This window comes from Paracoccus hibiscisoli, from assembly GCF_005048265.1.
GTDB lineage: Bacteria > Pseudomonadota > Alphaproteobacteria > Rhodobacterales > Rhodobacteraceae > Paracoccus > Paracoccus hibiscisoli.
Map to the genome: position 1 here is coordinate 59940 of NZ_SUNH01000012.1, position 13092 is coordinate 73031.

Sequence of the window (13092 nt, forward strand, 5' to 3'; positions counted from 1 at the left end):
TCGGGCCGTGTCAGACGCGCGCCTGATTATCGAATCCCACAATCCCCATGGACCGGACCGTCTTGTAGGTCAGCCATGCGGTCTCGTTCGTCGTGGCCGATGCGGCCAGGAAACCCGTCGTCGTCCAGCGGTTGACGGGGGTGCCGTCATCGTTGGTCGCGATGAAGTTCGCGTCGCGGTCGTCCTTGAGGGCGCGGGCGATCTTGTCCAGCGCCTCGTCCCAGGTGACCTGTTCGAACTGGTCCGAACCGGCGCGGCGCAGGCGGGGATGGGTCAGGCGCGTGGGCGCGTGGACGAAATCCTTCAGCGCCGCACCCTTGGGGCACAGCGTTCCGCGGTTCGTCGGGTGGTCGGCATCGCCCTCGATATGCATCAGCTCGGCGGTCTCGCCGGCCTTCACGTCGCCGCGGGAATACATGATGATTCCGCAGGCGACCGAGCAATAGGGACAGGTGTTGCGCGTTTCCGTCGTCGTGGCCAGCTTGAAGGGTCGCACATGCGCCGCCTCTGCTGCCTCTGCGGCGCCAAATCCCATGGCGCCCAGTGACGTTGCCGCAACCCCCGCTCCCGCCAGCCTCAGAAAGCTGCGGCGCGAAGGGTCGATATTCATGGGACCCTCCCCTTTGCCTGTCGAATTGGTAGGTAAGCACCAATCGTCCGCGTTTGCTCCGGCCAAGTCAAAACGTGATCCCTTGCGCGCGATCAAAACCCTGCGCTAGAAGGGCCGGACAAGCCGATGCGCCGGGTGCGTTCGGGCCGCGTGGGTTCCGCCGGAAACGGGGGCTTGGCACATCGGCGCGAGACCCGGCCATGAGCCCGCCGATCACCGCGCCCCATTCACACCCTCGGAGCCTGCCCCATGCCCCTGTTGTCGCGCCTGTTTGCCACGATGCTGGCCACCGCCCTGCCTTTGTCCGCCGCAGCCCAGGACACGCTGTATTTCTCGGCCATCCCCGATGAGGACGAGACCCGGCTGATCGAACGGTTCAGCGCCGTCGCGGACTATCTGTCGGAGGAACTGGGCGTTCCGGTCGCGTTCGTGCCGGTGAAATCCTATCCCGCCGCCGTCACCGCGTTCCGCAACGATCAGGTCCAGCTGGCCTGGTTCGGCGGGCTGTCGGGGGTTCAGGCCCGGCTGCTGGTCGACGGTGCCCGCGCCATCGCGCAGGGCGATGAGGACACCACCTTCGTCAGCTATTTCATCGCCCATACCGATACCGGGCTGGAGCGGTCGGACGATTTCCCCGAGGCCGCGCGCGGCCTGTCCTTCACCTTCGGGGCCAAGACCTCGACCTCGGGGCGGCTGATGCCCGAATACGGCATCCGCCAGGAGACCGGAGAGGCACCCGAGGATTTCTTCAGCCGCGTGGGTTTTTCGGGCGATCACAGTCAGACGCTGCGGCTGGTGGCGTCGGGGGCGTGGCAGGTTGGTGCGCTGAACTATACCGTCTATGACCAGGCCGTGGCCGACAACGCCCCCGAGGTCGAGACGACCACGATCATCTGGCAGACGCCGCCCTATCCCGATTACAACTGGACCATCAGGGGCGATGTCGATGCCCGGTGGGGCGAGGGCTTTGCCGACCGCGTGCAGGCCGCGCTGATCGGCATGGACGACCCGGACCTGCTGGCGGCCTTCCCGCGCAACGCCTTCATCGCGGCCCGGAACGACGACTATGCCCCCATCGAGCAGGTCGCCCGCGATCTGGATCTGCTGGAGTAACCTGTTGCAGCTGCTGGACGGGGCCGATCTGGGCTATGGCGGCGCGCCCGTGCTGTCGGGGGTGCGCCTGCATGTCGCGCCCGGCGAGCGGGTGGCCCTGCTGGGGCGCAGCGGGTCGGGCAAGTCGACCCTGCTGGCGGCGCTGCACCGGGCGGCCTTGGCGCGGGGCCTGCGCGTGGCGCTGGTCCCGCAGGACACGGCGCTGGTCCCGCAGCTGTCGGCCTTGCGCAATGTGCTGATGGGGCGGCTGGACGATCACGGCGCCTGGCGCAATCTGCGCACCCTGATCCGGCCCGCGGCCCCCGACCGGGCGGCGGCGCTGGCCGATCTGGCGCGCGTGGGCCTGACCCCCGAGGCCGATCGCGCGGTCGAGGGCCTGTCCGGCGGTCAGGCGCAGCGCGTGGCCTTGGCCCGCGCGATCCATCGCGGCGGCGACCTGATCCTGGGCGATGAGCCGCTGTCCGCCGTCGACCCCCGTCAGGCCGAGGCGCTGGCCGCGCTGATCCGGGGCGCCTTCCCCACCGCGATCCTGGCGCTGCATGACGTGGCCATCGCGCGGGCATTCGCCACGCGGGTCATCGGGCTGCGCCAGGGGGCGTTCCTGTTCGACCTGCCGGTCGCCGAACTGGACGCCGCGCGGATCGAGGCGCTTTATGGCTAGCCTGTCGCGCCTTGGGGTCGTGGCGGGTTTTCTGGCCGTGGCCGTCTTGTGCCTGCCGCTGGCCGATCTGGCCACCGCCGGGCACGACCCTTGGGCCACGCTGGCGCGGATGGGGCGCGGGTTCCTGTCGCCCGATTTCAGCGCCATCGAACAGATCGCGCGCGCCGTCGCGTTGACCGTGGCCTTTGCCGTCGCCGGCGTCGCCCTGGGCGGCATCGCGGGGCTGGCCATGGCGCCCTTCTATCGCTGGCGCATGGTGCGGGGCCTGGCCATCGCGCTGCGGTCGGTGCACGAGCTGTTCTGGGCGCTGCTGCTGCTGCAGGTCTTTGGCATCAGCATCTGGTCGGGGGTGCTGGCCATCGCGCTGCCCTATTCCGGCATCTTCGCCAAGGTCCTCTCCGAGATCCTGGACGAGGCCGACCGCCGCCCCGCCGACTGGCTGGGGCCGCGCGCCGACCCGCTGACGCGGTTCCTATGGGCGCGGCTGCCGCTGGCGGTGCCGCAGATGGTGACCTATGCGCTGTACCGGGTGGAATGCGGGCTGCGATCGTCGGCGGTGCTTGGCTTCATCGGGTTGCCGACCCTGGGGTTCCAGCTGGACACCTTCTTTCGCCAGGGCGAATACGGCGCGGCGGGGGCGGTCATGGCGATCTATATCGCGCTGATCGCCACGGTGCGGCTGTGGATGCGGCCCCGCGCGGTGCTGCTGTGGCTGGTGGCGTCCGCCGTGATGCTGGCGCAGGTGACATCGCCGCCGATGGGGCAAGGCGCGCTGTGGCGGTTCCTGAGCCAGGATATCATCCCCGCCCCCCTGCGCCGGGGCGATCCTGCCGCGCTGTGGCCTTGGCTGTGGGATCTGACCACCACGGCAATCCTGCCCGGTCTGGCCGCGACGCTGATCGTGGCGCAGCTGGCGCTGGTGCTGGCGGGGGCGGTGGCGTTCCTGGGCCAGGCGCTGATCGCGCGGCGGGTGACGGGGCGGGTCGGTGCGGCCGCCGGGCACCTGTTGCTGGTCATCCTGCGGTCGTTCCCGGAATACATGCTGGCCTATCTGTTCCTGCAGGTCTGGGGACCGTCCATGCTGCCCGCGATCCTGGCGCTTGGGCTGCATAACGGGGCGATCATCGCGCATCTCTTGGGCTGTCAGGCAGACGGGCTGCGCCTGCGCGCCGACGCGCCGCGCGGCCTGACGCTGTGGGGGTGGGAGATCGTGCCGCGCCTGTTCGGCCCCTTCGTCGCGCTGTGTCTGTACCGGTGGGAGATCATCATCCGCGAATCCGCGATCATGGGCATCCTGGGCATCGCGACACTGGGGTTCTATCTGGACGACGCTATCGGAGAGCTGCGCTTGGACCGCGCCATCGTCATCCTGGCCGCCACCGCGCTGGTGACGGTCGGCATCGACGCGCTGTCGCGCGCCATCCGCGCCCGGATCGGCGCGGGTCGGGTGCAGGTCGCGCCCGCAGGCACGGCGCCGGGGCAGGCGACCGGGTGCTAGGCCGCCATCGCGGGCTGACGCACGGCGCAGGCAAAGGCCAGGAACTTGCCGTCGTCATTGCCAACCAGATCGCCCATCCGGCGCGGCGTCCAGCCAAGCCGCGTGGCCATGCGCAAAAACGCCGGCGGCCCCAGGAACAGGCAATCGGTCGCGCCCACCTGATGCAGATGGCGGTTCGCGGCCTCCAGGATCGCCTCGGCCAGGCCGGGGATGGGCAGGGCGGCAAAGCGTGTCAGCTCCCACGACTGTGGATCGACGGGGGGTTCGTCATGGCACAGGTTGGTGGGCATGCCGGGCAGCAGCCCCAGATGCGCGTCGCGGATCATGTAGGAATAGACCACCTTGCCGCCGCCGAACGAACAGTCGGTGCGTTTCAGCCGCGCGCCCCCCACCGCGCGCCCGTCCTGATGGGCGATCACATAGACGGTGTCGAAGGTGTCGTATTGCTCGAACTCGATGCCCTCGGCGTGGTGCAGGGGCCAGGCCATCCGGTCCACGAAGATCTGCTTGCGCAGCTTGAAGAAGCTGGTCACCAGATCGAATTGCGCCATGTCCTGCGGCAGGCGGATCGTGGCGATCCGCACATCGGTCAGTGTCGTCGTCATGTCATGCTCCTTTATTGGCGATAGGTGTCGGGTAGCCGGGCCAGTCCCAGAAATTGCCGCCCACCCGTCACCGTGTTGGGCAGCCACAGGCCCCAATCGGTCACCTCGACCTTCAGGACCCCGTCCTGGGCATAGACGTCGAAATAGGTCAGCATCGTCTCGACCATGTCCCGACTGAACTCGGCCGTGGCCAGTTTAGGCTCTCTGATACTCTTCACCATCCGGTCCTCCGTTTGCTGGCATAGGTTAACGGAATGGGGGTGGGGCGGCCGGATGTCGCGCGAAAAACGGGAAAGCTGCCTTTTCAGTATGTCCGAAAAGGCATATTCTGGGGTTCTGCTGCCGGAGACCGCGATGCTGCACGACCTGATCCCCAATTTCGACGACGAGATCGCGCAGATGCATGTCCTGGCGCCGACCGGCTGGATCATGGGGTTCAACCTGACCTATCGGGGCCCGGAACACCTGTTCAACGCCTATCCCGACGCCTGGCGCGCCATCTATGAGGATCGGAATTACTTTTTCGGCGATCCCATCGCGATGTGGACGATGACGCATGACGGCGCCGCCCGCTGGTCCGAGGTGCGCATCCCCGACCTGCGCGGCGTGATGCAGGCCGCGCGCAAGTTCCGCCTGAACCACGGCGTTGCGATCTCGCGCAAGGTCGCGGGCAAGCGGTCGTTCCTGACCCTGTCCCACCCCGACCGTGAATTCACCGATGAGGAGATCGCGCTGTGCCGGGCCAAGTTCCAGCTGTGGACCGACCTGGTGCTGAACCGCGCGGCCCTGACCCCGGCCGAGCTGGACGTGCTGCGCTGTTTCCGCGACGGGTTGGGGCAGGCCGACACGGCGACCCTGCTGTCCATCGCGGAATCGACCGTCAAGCAGCGCGCCATCAAGGCCTGCAGCAAACTGGGTGCGAAAAGCCGCACCCAGGCTGTCGCGATCGCCGTGGCGCGCAACTATCTGTGACGCCTACTGGACGCTGCGGATCGCCGGATAGGCCGCGCGGAAATCGGCATGGGCCTGGGCAAAGGCGTCGCGCAGCGCCGGGTCCGGGGCCACGTGGCGGGTGACGCGCGGCGGCGTCATGACCTGATCCACCGTGCCCGCGCCCGCAGCCACCATGCCAAGCCGCGCCGCGCCCAGGGCCGCGCCGAATTCGCCATCCTCGGGCAGCGTCAGCGTGACGTCCAGCGCGGTGGCGATCACCTGCAGCCAGTATTCCGACCGCGCGCCGCCGCCGATCGCCATCAGCTGCGTGGGCTGCGCGCCCGTCGATTGCAGCGCCGCCAGACTGTCGGCCAGCCCGAAGGCCACCCCCTCCAGCACGGCGCGGGTCAGGTCGTCGCGGTCGGTCGCCGCCGCCATGCCCGTCAGGCTGGCGCGAATCGCGGGGTCGTTATGCGGCGTCCGCTCACCCGACAGATAGGGCAGGAAGCGCACCGCGCCGGGCGCGCGCAGCGGCCCCAGATCGGCGGTCAGCGCGGCGGGCTTGGCCCCGGTGACGCGGCCGAGCCAGTTCAGGCTGTCGGTCGCGGCCAGCATCACCCCCATCTGATACCAGCGCCCCGGCACCGCGTGGCAAAAGCTGTGCAGCGCCGTGTCGGGCGCGGGGGCATAGCCGTCGCGCGCCGCCAGCAGGACGCCCGATGTGCCAAGCGACACGAACCCCGCCCCCTCGGCCATCGCGCCGATCCCGCAGGCGGCGGCGGCATTGTCGCCCGCCCCCCCGGCCACGGTGACCGGCGCGGACAGCCCCCATTCGGCGGCCAGATCGGCGCGCAGCTGTCCGGCCGCGCCGGACCCCTCGACCAGGCGGGGCATCTGCGCGCGGGTCATGCCGGTGGCGGCCAGCAGATCGTCGGACCAGTCGCGTCCGCCCGTGTCCAGCCAGGCCGTGCCCGAGGCGTCCGACAGATCGCCCACCGCCTCTCCGGTCAGCCACAGGTTCAGATAGGCCGCGGGGAGCAGCACGCGGGCGGCCTGCGCGAACAGGTCCGGCTCATGCGCGGCCATCCAGGCCAGCTTGGGCGCGGTAAAGCCCGGAAAGACGATGTTGCCGGTCAGCGCCCGGAACCGCGGATCGGCGTCCAGGACCGCGGCCTCGGCATGGCTGCGCGTGTCGTTCCACAGGATCGCCGGGCGCAGCACGCGGTCGGCCCCGTCCAGCGCGCAGGCGCCGTGCATATGCCCCGCCACGCCGATGCCGCGCAGATCCGCGAATTCTGGATGCGCCGCGCGCAGGTCGGCCACCGCGCCCTGAAAGGCGGTGATCCAGTCGGCGGGGTCCTGTTCGGACCAGCCGGCATGGGGGTGGGCCACGCCGTAATGGCGTTCGGTCGCGCCCAGGGGCCGGCCCGCGTCATCCACCAGCAGGGCCCGCAGCCCCGATGTGCCCAGATCGATGCCAAGATAGCTCATCGCACTCTCTCCCTCTTGTTGGGCCGACCATGATCACCCCTGCGCGGATGTCCAGACGTCATGAACCGTCCGGTCGGGTGACAGACGTGATTGACAGAGGGCATGGTAACGATATCATGGCAACCGAGGACCAGAGGGGGGACGACCGCATGAGAGCCGCGATCGAGGCGCTGTGGCGCATGATAGACATCATCATGGCGGTGTTGCTGGCGGGCATGATCGTGCTGGTCTTTACCAATGTCGTCCTGCGTTACGGCTTCTCCAGCGGGTTGCGCGTCACGATCGAGCTGTCGCGCCTGTGGTTTGTCTGGGTGGTCATGCTGGGCGCCGCCGTGGCCCTGCGCCGGGGAGAGCATCTGCAGCTGTCGGAATTTTCCGAGGCGCTGATGCCGCGCTTCGTGCCGATCCTGCGGCGCATCTGCTGGGTGGTGGTGCTGGTCGCGGTGCTGATGCTGTTCCTGGGCGCCTGGCGGCAGACGCTGGCCAACTGGAACAACATCTCTCAGCTGACGGGGCTGCCTTCGGGGCTTCTGTATCTGGCGGGGGTGGTGTCGGCGGTGCTGATGGCGGCGGTGGCGCTGGTGCGCATCTTCGGCCCCGACCGCCCGCCCTTGGCCACCCGGCAGGAGCATTGAGATGACCCTGGCCCTGTTCCTCGGCGTGCTGTTCCTGGGCATCCTGGCCGGATTGCCGGTGGCCTTCGCGCTGCTGCTGTCGTCGATGGCGCTGATGGTGCACATGAACCTGTTCAGCGCCGACATCCTGGCGCAGTCGCTGATCAACGGCGTGGACAGCTTTCCGCTGCTGGCGGTGCCGTTCTTCCTGGTCGCCGGAGAGGTCATGTCGCGCGGCGGGCTGTCCACGCGCATCGTGGCGCTGGCCATGGCGCTGGTCGGGCATCGGCGCGGGGGCCTGGGATACGTCGCCATCCTGACCGCCATCGTGCTGGCCGGGCTGTCGGGATCGGCGGTGGCGGATGCGGCGGCGCTGGTCTCGATCCTCTATCCGATGATGCGCAAGGCGGGCTACCCCGAGGGGCGCAGCCTGGGCCTGCTGGCATCGGGCGGCATCATCGCGCCGATCATTCCGCCGTCGCTGCCGCTGATCCTGGTGGGCGTGGCGGGCAACATCTCGATCGCGAAACTGTTCATGGCGGGCATCGCACCGGGCCTGATGATGGCGCTGATGCTGATCACCATCTGGACCCTGATCATGCGCGGAGAGGAGATCGAGGTCCTGCCCCGCGCCACCCGCGCCGAACGCTGGAAGGCGCTGCGCGAGGGCATCTGGGCGCTGCTCTTGCCGGTCATCATCATCGGCGGCATCCGTTCGGGCGCCTTCACCCCGACCGAGGCCGCGGTGGTGGCCGCCGTCTATGCCATCGTCATCTCGACCGTGATCTATCGCGAACTGTCCTTCCGGGGCTTTGTCGACGTGCTGATCCAGGCGGGGCGGTCCACGGCCATGGTGATGTTCCTGGTCGGCTGCGCGATGGTCGCGGCCTGGCTGATCACGGTCGCGCAGCTGCCGCAACAGCTGGCCGCCCTGCTGCAACCGCTGATCGACAGCCCGCGCCTGTTGATGCTGGTCATCATGCTGCTGGTGCTGGCCGTGGGCATGGTCATGGACCTGTCGCCTACGGTGCTGATCCTGGTGCCGCTGCTGATGCCGGTGGTGCGCATGGCGGGCATCGACGAGGTCTATTTCGGGCTGATGTTCATCCTGAACTGTTCCATCGGGCTGATCACGCCGCCGGTGGGCACGGTGCTGAACGTCGTCTGCGGCGTCGGCCGCGTGCCGATGAGCCAGGCCGTGCGCGGCGTCGGGCCGTTCATCCTGGGCTATGTGGTCCTTCTGGGCCTGTTCATCCTGTTTCCGCAACTGATCACCGTGCCCGCCCGCATCCTGGGCGGCTGACATCCTTGAGGGAGGACCCAACCATGACGACGCTGTTCCGCACCACCTGCCTGGCCGCCATCCTGTCGGTGGCCGGCCTGGCCGCCCAGGCCCAGACCGCCCTGCGCCTGGCCCATGCCGCGCCCGAGACCGACCTGCAGCAGAATCTTGCCCTGTTCCTGAAGGAACAGCTGGAGGAGCGCAGCGGCGGAGAGATCACCGTCACCATCTTTCCCCAGGGCCAGCTGGGCAATGACGCGGCCATGGTGGATGGCACGCGATCGGGGATCATCGACGTGGTGATGACCGGCCTGAACAACATGACCGGCCTCGTCCCCGAGGCGGGCGCCTTCGAGCTGCCCTTCATTTTTCCGACGCGGGCGGATGCCTATGCCGTGCTGGACGGCGAGGTGGGCCAGGGGATCAGCGAGCAATTTCAGGGCCATGGCCTGAAGATGCTGGGATATCCGGAAAACGGCTATCGCAACATGACCAACAATCGCGGGCCGATCACCCAGCCCGGGGACGTGGCCGGGCTGCAGATGCGGGTCAACAACTCCAAGGCGCTGTCGGACATGTTCCAGGCGCTTGGCGCGACGCCCCAGCAGATCCCCGTGGCCGAGCTGTACACCGCGCTGGAAACCGGTGTGGTCGATGCGCAGGACCACCCCGTGGGCATCGTCCAAAGCTTCAAGTTCGACGAGGTGCAGGACTATCTGTCGCTGACCCAGCATGCCTATTCAGCCCTGGCCCTGGCCATGAACCTGAACAAGTTCAACGGCTTGTCCGAGGAACATCAGGCCCTGGTGCAGGAGGTCGCGACCGAGGCCGTGGCCATGCAGCGCGGCCTGGCGCAGGACCGCGAGGAGGAGATGCTGGCCGATCTGGAGGGCAAGGGCATGCAGATCAACCGCGATGTCGATGCGGCGGCCTTTCAGGAGGCGGTGCGCCCGGTCTGGGACGGCTTTGTGGCCCAAAACGGCGATGCCATCGTGACGGCCATCACCAGCCGCTGATCGGGAGGGGGCGGGCGACCGTCCCCCTGTTGCGTTGCGGGCGTTGCTGTGATGCGTTGCGTAACGGGTGGGTGTCGCAGGGCCAGCATGTGCTGGGTTTTTGGCCGCACGGGGCGTGCACCGGGGCTGCACCGGACAGGCACAGGGTGTACACCGCTTGCGCGCGTTGCGTTAGGGAATCGTCAGGACCCGGTGCTGGCGCGGGTCATCAGCTGGGGCGTGATGCCGATCAGGGCGGGGTCGGGCAGGGTGCCGTCCAGCGCCTGCAGGATCAGCGCGGCGGCCTGGGCGCCAATCCGGCCGGGAAAGGGGTTCACGGTGGTCAGGGGCGGGACGCAGATGGCCGCGATCTCGTAATCGCCGAAGCCTGCGATGGCCACGCGGTCGGGCACCGCCACGCCGCGCCGCTGGCATTCCGACAGCGCGCCAAAGGCCGACAGGTCGGACACGCAGACCACCGCATCGGTATCGGGCAGCCGCGCCAGCAGCTCGGCCATGGCCGCGGCCCCCTCGGCCATCGAGATGGGCGGCGCGCCGGCATCGATCAGCCGCGTCGCGTCCAGCCCGTGGCGCCGCATCGCGGCCACAAAGCCGCGCCTGCGGTCGGTGCCGCGGGTGTCGCGGGCGGCGTCCCCGCCGATGAAGGCGATGCGGCGGCGGCCCTGGCCCACCAGGTGATCGACCAGCATGCCCATCGCGGCGGCGTTGGAAAAGCCCACCACATGGCCGATGGGGCGGGCGGGCAGGTCCCAGATCTCGACCACGGGGATGGCGGCCTTGTCCAGCAGGGCGCGGGCGCGGTCGGTATGGGTGCCGCCGGTGACGACCATCGCCTCGGGGCGGCGGCGCAGCAGCTGGGCGATCAGGGTCTCTTCGGCCTGGACGTCGTAATCGGTATAGCCCAGCAGGATCTGCAACCCCCGCGCCCGCAGCCCGTCCGACAGCCCCCGCACCGTATCGGCAAAGTTGGCGTTGTTGATGGACGGGATCGTCACCGCGACGAAATCGCTGCGCTGCGAGCGCAGCGCGCTGGCAGTGCTGTCAAAGACATAGCCCAACTGGTCGGCAGCCTGCATCACGGCCGCGCGGGCGGTGTCGCTGACGCGGCCGTCATCCTTGAAGGCGCGGCTGACGGTCATGGGCGACACACCCGCCAGGCGCGCGATGTCGATCATGGTGGGGGCGCGGCGGGTCATGGGTGGGCCTGTGCGGGGGCTGCGGTCACTGTCCCGGATCGGGCGGCGGTTTTCAAGCCGGGGTCAGGTCGTGATCATGGGCGGTGGTGACGTGATGGTGGATCTGGCCGTCGAAGAACCGGGCCAGGACCGCCTCGGTCGCGGCCTTGGCGCGGGTCCGGGCGGGGCTGGCCAGGGCGGCATGGACCGTGTCCAGATCGGGATAGCTGATCGCCAGGATCATCGGGATCGAGGGCGCGCCATCGTCGCGAAACTCGGCAAAGTTCACGCGCACGGACAGGGCGCCGGGGAACGCCTGCCATTCGGGCAGCACCTCGGACAGGATGGCCGCGCGGAAGGCCGCGTCCTGGCCGTCGCGGATGCGGCCCTGGAACAGGGCGAAGCGGGTGATCATCGGGTGGGCTCCTTGGCCAGGGGGTTGGGAAAGAATTCCATCAGCGCGGCCTGATCCTGATCGCCCAAGCCCTGGGCGGTCAGCAGGCGGTGGATCTCGGCGCAAAGGGCGGTCAGCGGCATGGGGGTGTGGGTCGCGCGGGCCAGGTCCTGCGCGCCGTTCAGGTCCTTGACCATGTTGTCGATGCGCCCCGTCGGGCGATAGTCGCGGGCGGCAAAGCGGGGCATGTATTCCTGCAGGATGGCGCTGTCGGCCCGGCCACCCGCCAGGGCCGCGGGGATGCGGTCGGCGGCGACGCCCGCGGCCTCGGCCAGGGCGGTGGCCTCGGCCACGGCGAGGAAGTTCAGCCCGCAGAGGATCTGGTTGATCAGCTTGGTCGTCTGACCCGCGCCCACCGGCCCCATATGCGTCTGGTTCGAGGCGACCTGCGCCAGAACGGCTTGGGCGCGGGCGACGTGATCGGCCTCACCCCCCTGCATCAGCGTCAGATTGCCCGTGGCGGCCTTGGGCGCGCCGCCCGACAGCGGGCTGTCGACCCAGTGCAGGCCGCGCAGCGCCGCCCGCGCCGCCAGATCGCGCGTGGCCGCCGGGTCGATCGAGGACATGTCGATGATCAGCGTGCCGGGGGCCGCGCCCGCCGCCACGCCGTCGGGGCCAAAGACGGCGGCGTCGACGATATGGGGGGCGTTCAGCGACAGGATCACCGCCTGCGCACCGCGTGCGGCCTCTGCGGCGCTGGTGGCGGCCTGCGCGCCAAGCGCGGTCAGGGGCGCCAGTCGCGCGGGGTCCAGGTCAAAGACGGTCAGCACCGTGCCGGTCGCGGCCAGGCGCGCGCCGATGGCGCCGCCCATCGCGCCTGCACCGATCAGAGCTGTGGTCTGGGTCATGGGTCCGGTCCTGTCAGGTCAGAGGGATGCGGTGATGCCGCCATCGACGTAGAGCACATGGCCGTTCACGAAGCTGGCCGCGTCGGACGCCAGAAAGACGCAGGCGCCGACCAGCTCCTCGACCCGGCCCCACCGGCCTGCGGGGGTGCGTTTCTCCAGCCAGGTGGTGAAATCGGGGTCGGCGACCAGGGCGGCATTCAGCGGCGTGTCGAAATAGCCCGGCGCGATGGCGTTGCATTGCAGCCCGTGGCGCGCCCAATCGGTCGCCATGCCCTTGGTCAGATTGCCGACCGCGCCCTTGGTCGCGGTATAGGGCGCGATGGAGGGGCGGGCCAGCGCGGTCTGGACGCTGGCGATGTTGATGATGCGCCCCGCACCGCGCGCGATCATGTGCCGCGCGACCGCCTGTCCGACGTTGAAGACGGACGCCACATTGGTCTGCAGCAGCTGCTGGAAGGCGTCGGCGGGAAACTCCTCCAGCGGCGCGCGGAACTGCATGCCCGCGTTGTTGACCAGGATGTGCAGGGGGCCGTGATCGGCCTCGAACCCGTCCACGGCGGCGCGGGCGGCGGCGTGGTCGGTCACGTCGAAGGGCAGGGCGACCGCCCCGGGGATCTGCGCCACAGCGTCCGCCAGGCGGCCCGCGTCGCGCCCGTTCAGCACCACCTGCGCGCCCGCCTGTGCCAGCCCGCGCGCCAGCGCCAGGCCGATGCCCTGGGACGATCCGGTGATCAGGGCGCGGCGGCCGGTCAGGTCGAAAAGCGGGTTGGTCATGGGGCAACCTTTCGGGCG

At 69.3% G+C, this 13092-nt stretch carries 15 protein-coding genes; 7 read left to right on the forward strand and 8 right to left on the reverse strand.

The window, feature by feature from the left end; genetic code table 11:
* Window positions 1-10: 10 nt before the first annotated feature.
* Window positions 11-610 (reverse strand): molybdopterin-dependent oxidoreductase, encoded by a 600-nt coding sequence (locus tag FA740_RS20560; RefSeq protein WP_211243678.1) that lies wholly within the window; start codon window positions 608-610, stop codon window positions 11-13.
* Window positions 611-859: 249 nt separating this feature from the next.
* Between FA740_RS20560 and FA740_RS09610 the strand changes: the two genes are divergently transcribed.
* The 3 genes from FA740_RS09610 to FA740_RS09620 are packed head-to-tail and all read left to right on the forward strand — an operon-like array spanning window position 860 to window position 3882.
* Window positions 860-1723, forward strand: coding sequence for a putative selenate ABC transporter substrate-binding protein (locus FA740_RS09610; RefSeq protein WP_136856556.1), 864 nt, complete (start codon window positions 860-862; stop codon window positions 1721-1723).
* Between the two features lie 4 nt (window positions 1724-1727).
* On the forward strand, window positions 1728-2384 hold the full coding sequence (locus FA740_RS09615) for an ATP-binding cassette domain-containing protein (RefSeq protein WP_246053565.1): 657 nt from the start codon (window positions 1728-1730) through the stop codon (window positions 2382-2384).
* Window positions 2377-3882: a PhnE/PtxC family ABC transporter permease gene (locus FA740_RS09620; RefSeq protein WP_136856558.1), complete on the forward strand. Its 1506-nt coding sequence runs from the start codon at window positions 2377-2379 to the stop codon at window positions 3880-3882. Before FA740_RS09615 ends, FA740_RS09620 begins: the two co-directional genes overlap by 8 nt.
* On the opposite strand, the gene FA740_RS09625 is transcribed toward FA740_RS09620, so the two are convergent.
* Both FA740_RS09625 and FA740_RS19700 read right to left on the reverse strand, forming a co-directional pair.
* Entirely contained in the window at window positions 3879-4487 is a 609-nt protein-coding gene (locus FA740_RS09625) for an acyl-homoserine-lactone synthase (RefSeq protein WP_136856559.1), read from the reverse strand. The two genes, FA740_RS09620 and FA740_RS09625, sit on opposite strands and share 4 nt — an antisense overlap.
* A gap of 11 nt (window positions 4488-4498) precedes the next feature.
* Window positions 4499-4705, reverse strand: a complete 207-nt coding sequence (locus tag FA740_RS19700; protein ID WP_169306270.1) for a hypothetical protein — start codon at window positions 4703-4705, stop codon at window positions 4499-4501.
* A 136-nt stretch (window positions 4706-4841) separates the two neighbouring features.
* Here FA740_RS19700 and FA740_RS09630 point away from each other — a divergent pair, with 136 nt between their 5' ends.
* Complete coding sequence (locus FA740_RS09630) at window positions 4842-5459, forward strand: helix-turn-helix transcriptional regulator (RefSeq protein WP_169306271.1); 618 nt, start codon at window positions 4842-4844, stop codon at window positions 5457-5459.
* Window positions 5460-5462: 3 nt separating this feature from the next.
* On the opposite strand, the gene xylB is transcribed toward FA740_RS09630, so the two are convergent.
* The gene (xylB, locus tag FA740_RS09635) at window positions 5463-6911 is read right to left on the reverse strand and encodes a xylulokinase (RefSeq protein WP_136856561.1); all 1449 of its coding nucleotides are present in this window, start codon (window positions 6909-6911) and stop codon (window positions 5463-5465) included.
* Window positions 6912-7060: 149 nt separating this feature from the next.
* On the opposite strand from xylB, the gene FA740_RS09640 reads away from it, so the two are divergent.
* The 3 genes from FA740_RS09640 to FA740_RS09650 are packed head-to-tail and all read left to right on the forward strand — an operon-like array spanning window position 7061 to window position 9823.
* Window positions 7061-7546, forward strand: a complete 486-nt coding sequence (locus FA740_RS09640; RefSeq protein ID WP_136856562.1) for a TRAP transporter small permease — start codon at window positions 7061-7063, stop codon at window positions 7544-7546.
* Between the two features lies 1 nt (window position 7547).
* Complete coding sequence (locus FA740_RS09645) at window positions 7548-8828, forward strand: TRAP transporter large permease subunit (protein ID WP_136856563.1); 1281 nt, start codon at window positions 7548-7550, stop codon at window positions 8826-8828.
* Between the two features lie 23 nt (window positions 8829-8851).
* Window positions 8852-9823, forward strand: a complete 972-nt coding sequence (locus FA740_RS09650) for a DctP family TRAP transporter solute-binding subunit (RefSeq protein ID WP_136856564.1) — start codon at window positions 8852-8854, stop codon at window positions 9821-9823.
* A gap of 182 nt (window positions 9824-10005) precedes the next feature.
* Here FA740_RS09650 and FA740_RS09655 read toward each other — a convergent pair whose 3' ends face one another.
* Genes FA740_RS09655 through FA740_RS09670 form a run of 4 tightly spaced genes read right to left on the reverse strand, consistent with a single transcriptional unit; the run spans window position 10006 to window position 13074 of the window.
* Window positions 10006-11019, reverse strand: coding sequence for a LacI family DNA-binding transcriptional regulator (locus tag FA740_RS09655; protein WP_246053567.1), 1014 nt, complete (start codon window positions 11017-11019; stop codon window positions 10006-10008).
* 52 nt (window positions 11020-11071) lie between these two features.
* Window positions 11072-11413, reverse strand: coding sequence for a hypothetical protein (locus FA740_RS09660; protein ID WP_136856565.1), 342 nt, complete (start codon window positions 11411-11413; stop codon window positions 11072-11074).
* On the reverse strand, window positions 11410-12300 hold the full coding sequence (locus tag FA740_RS09665; RefSeq protein ID WP_136856566.1) for an NAD(P)-dependent oxidoreductase: 891 nt from the start codon (window positions 12298-12300) through the stop codon (window positions 11410-11412). Before FA740_RS09665 ends, FA740_RS09660 begins: the two co-directional genes overlap by 4 nt.
* 18 nt (window positions 12301-12318) lie before the next feature.
* Window positions 12319-13074, reverse strand: a complete 756-nt coding sequence (locus FA740_RS09670; RefSeq protein ID WP_136856567.1) for an SDR family oxidoreductase — start codon at window positions 13072-13074, stop codon at window positions 12319-12321.
* Window positions 13075-13092 lie beyond the last annotated feature (18 nt).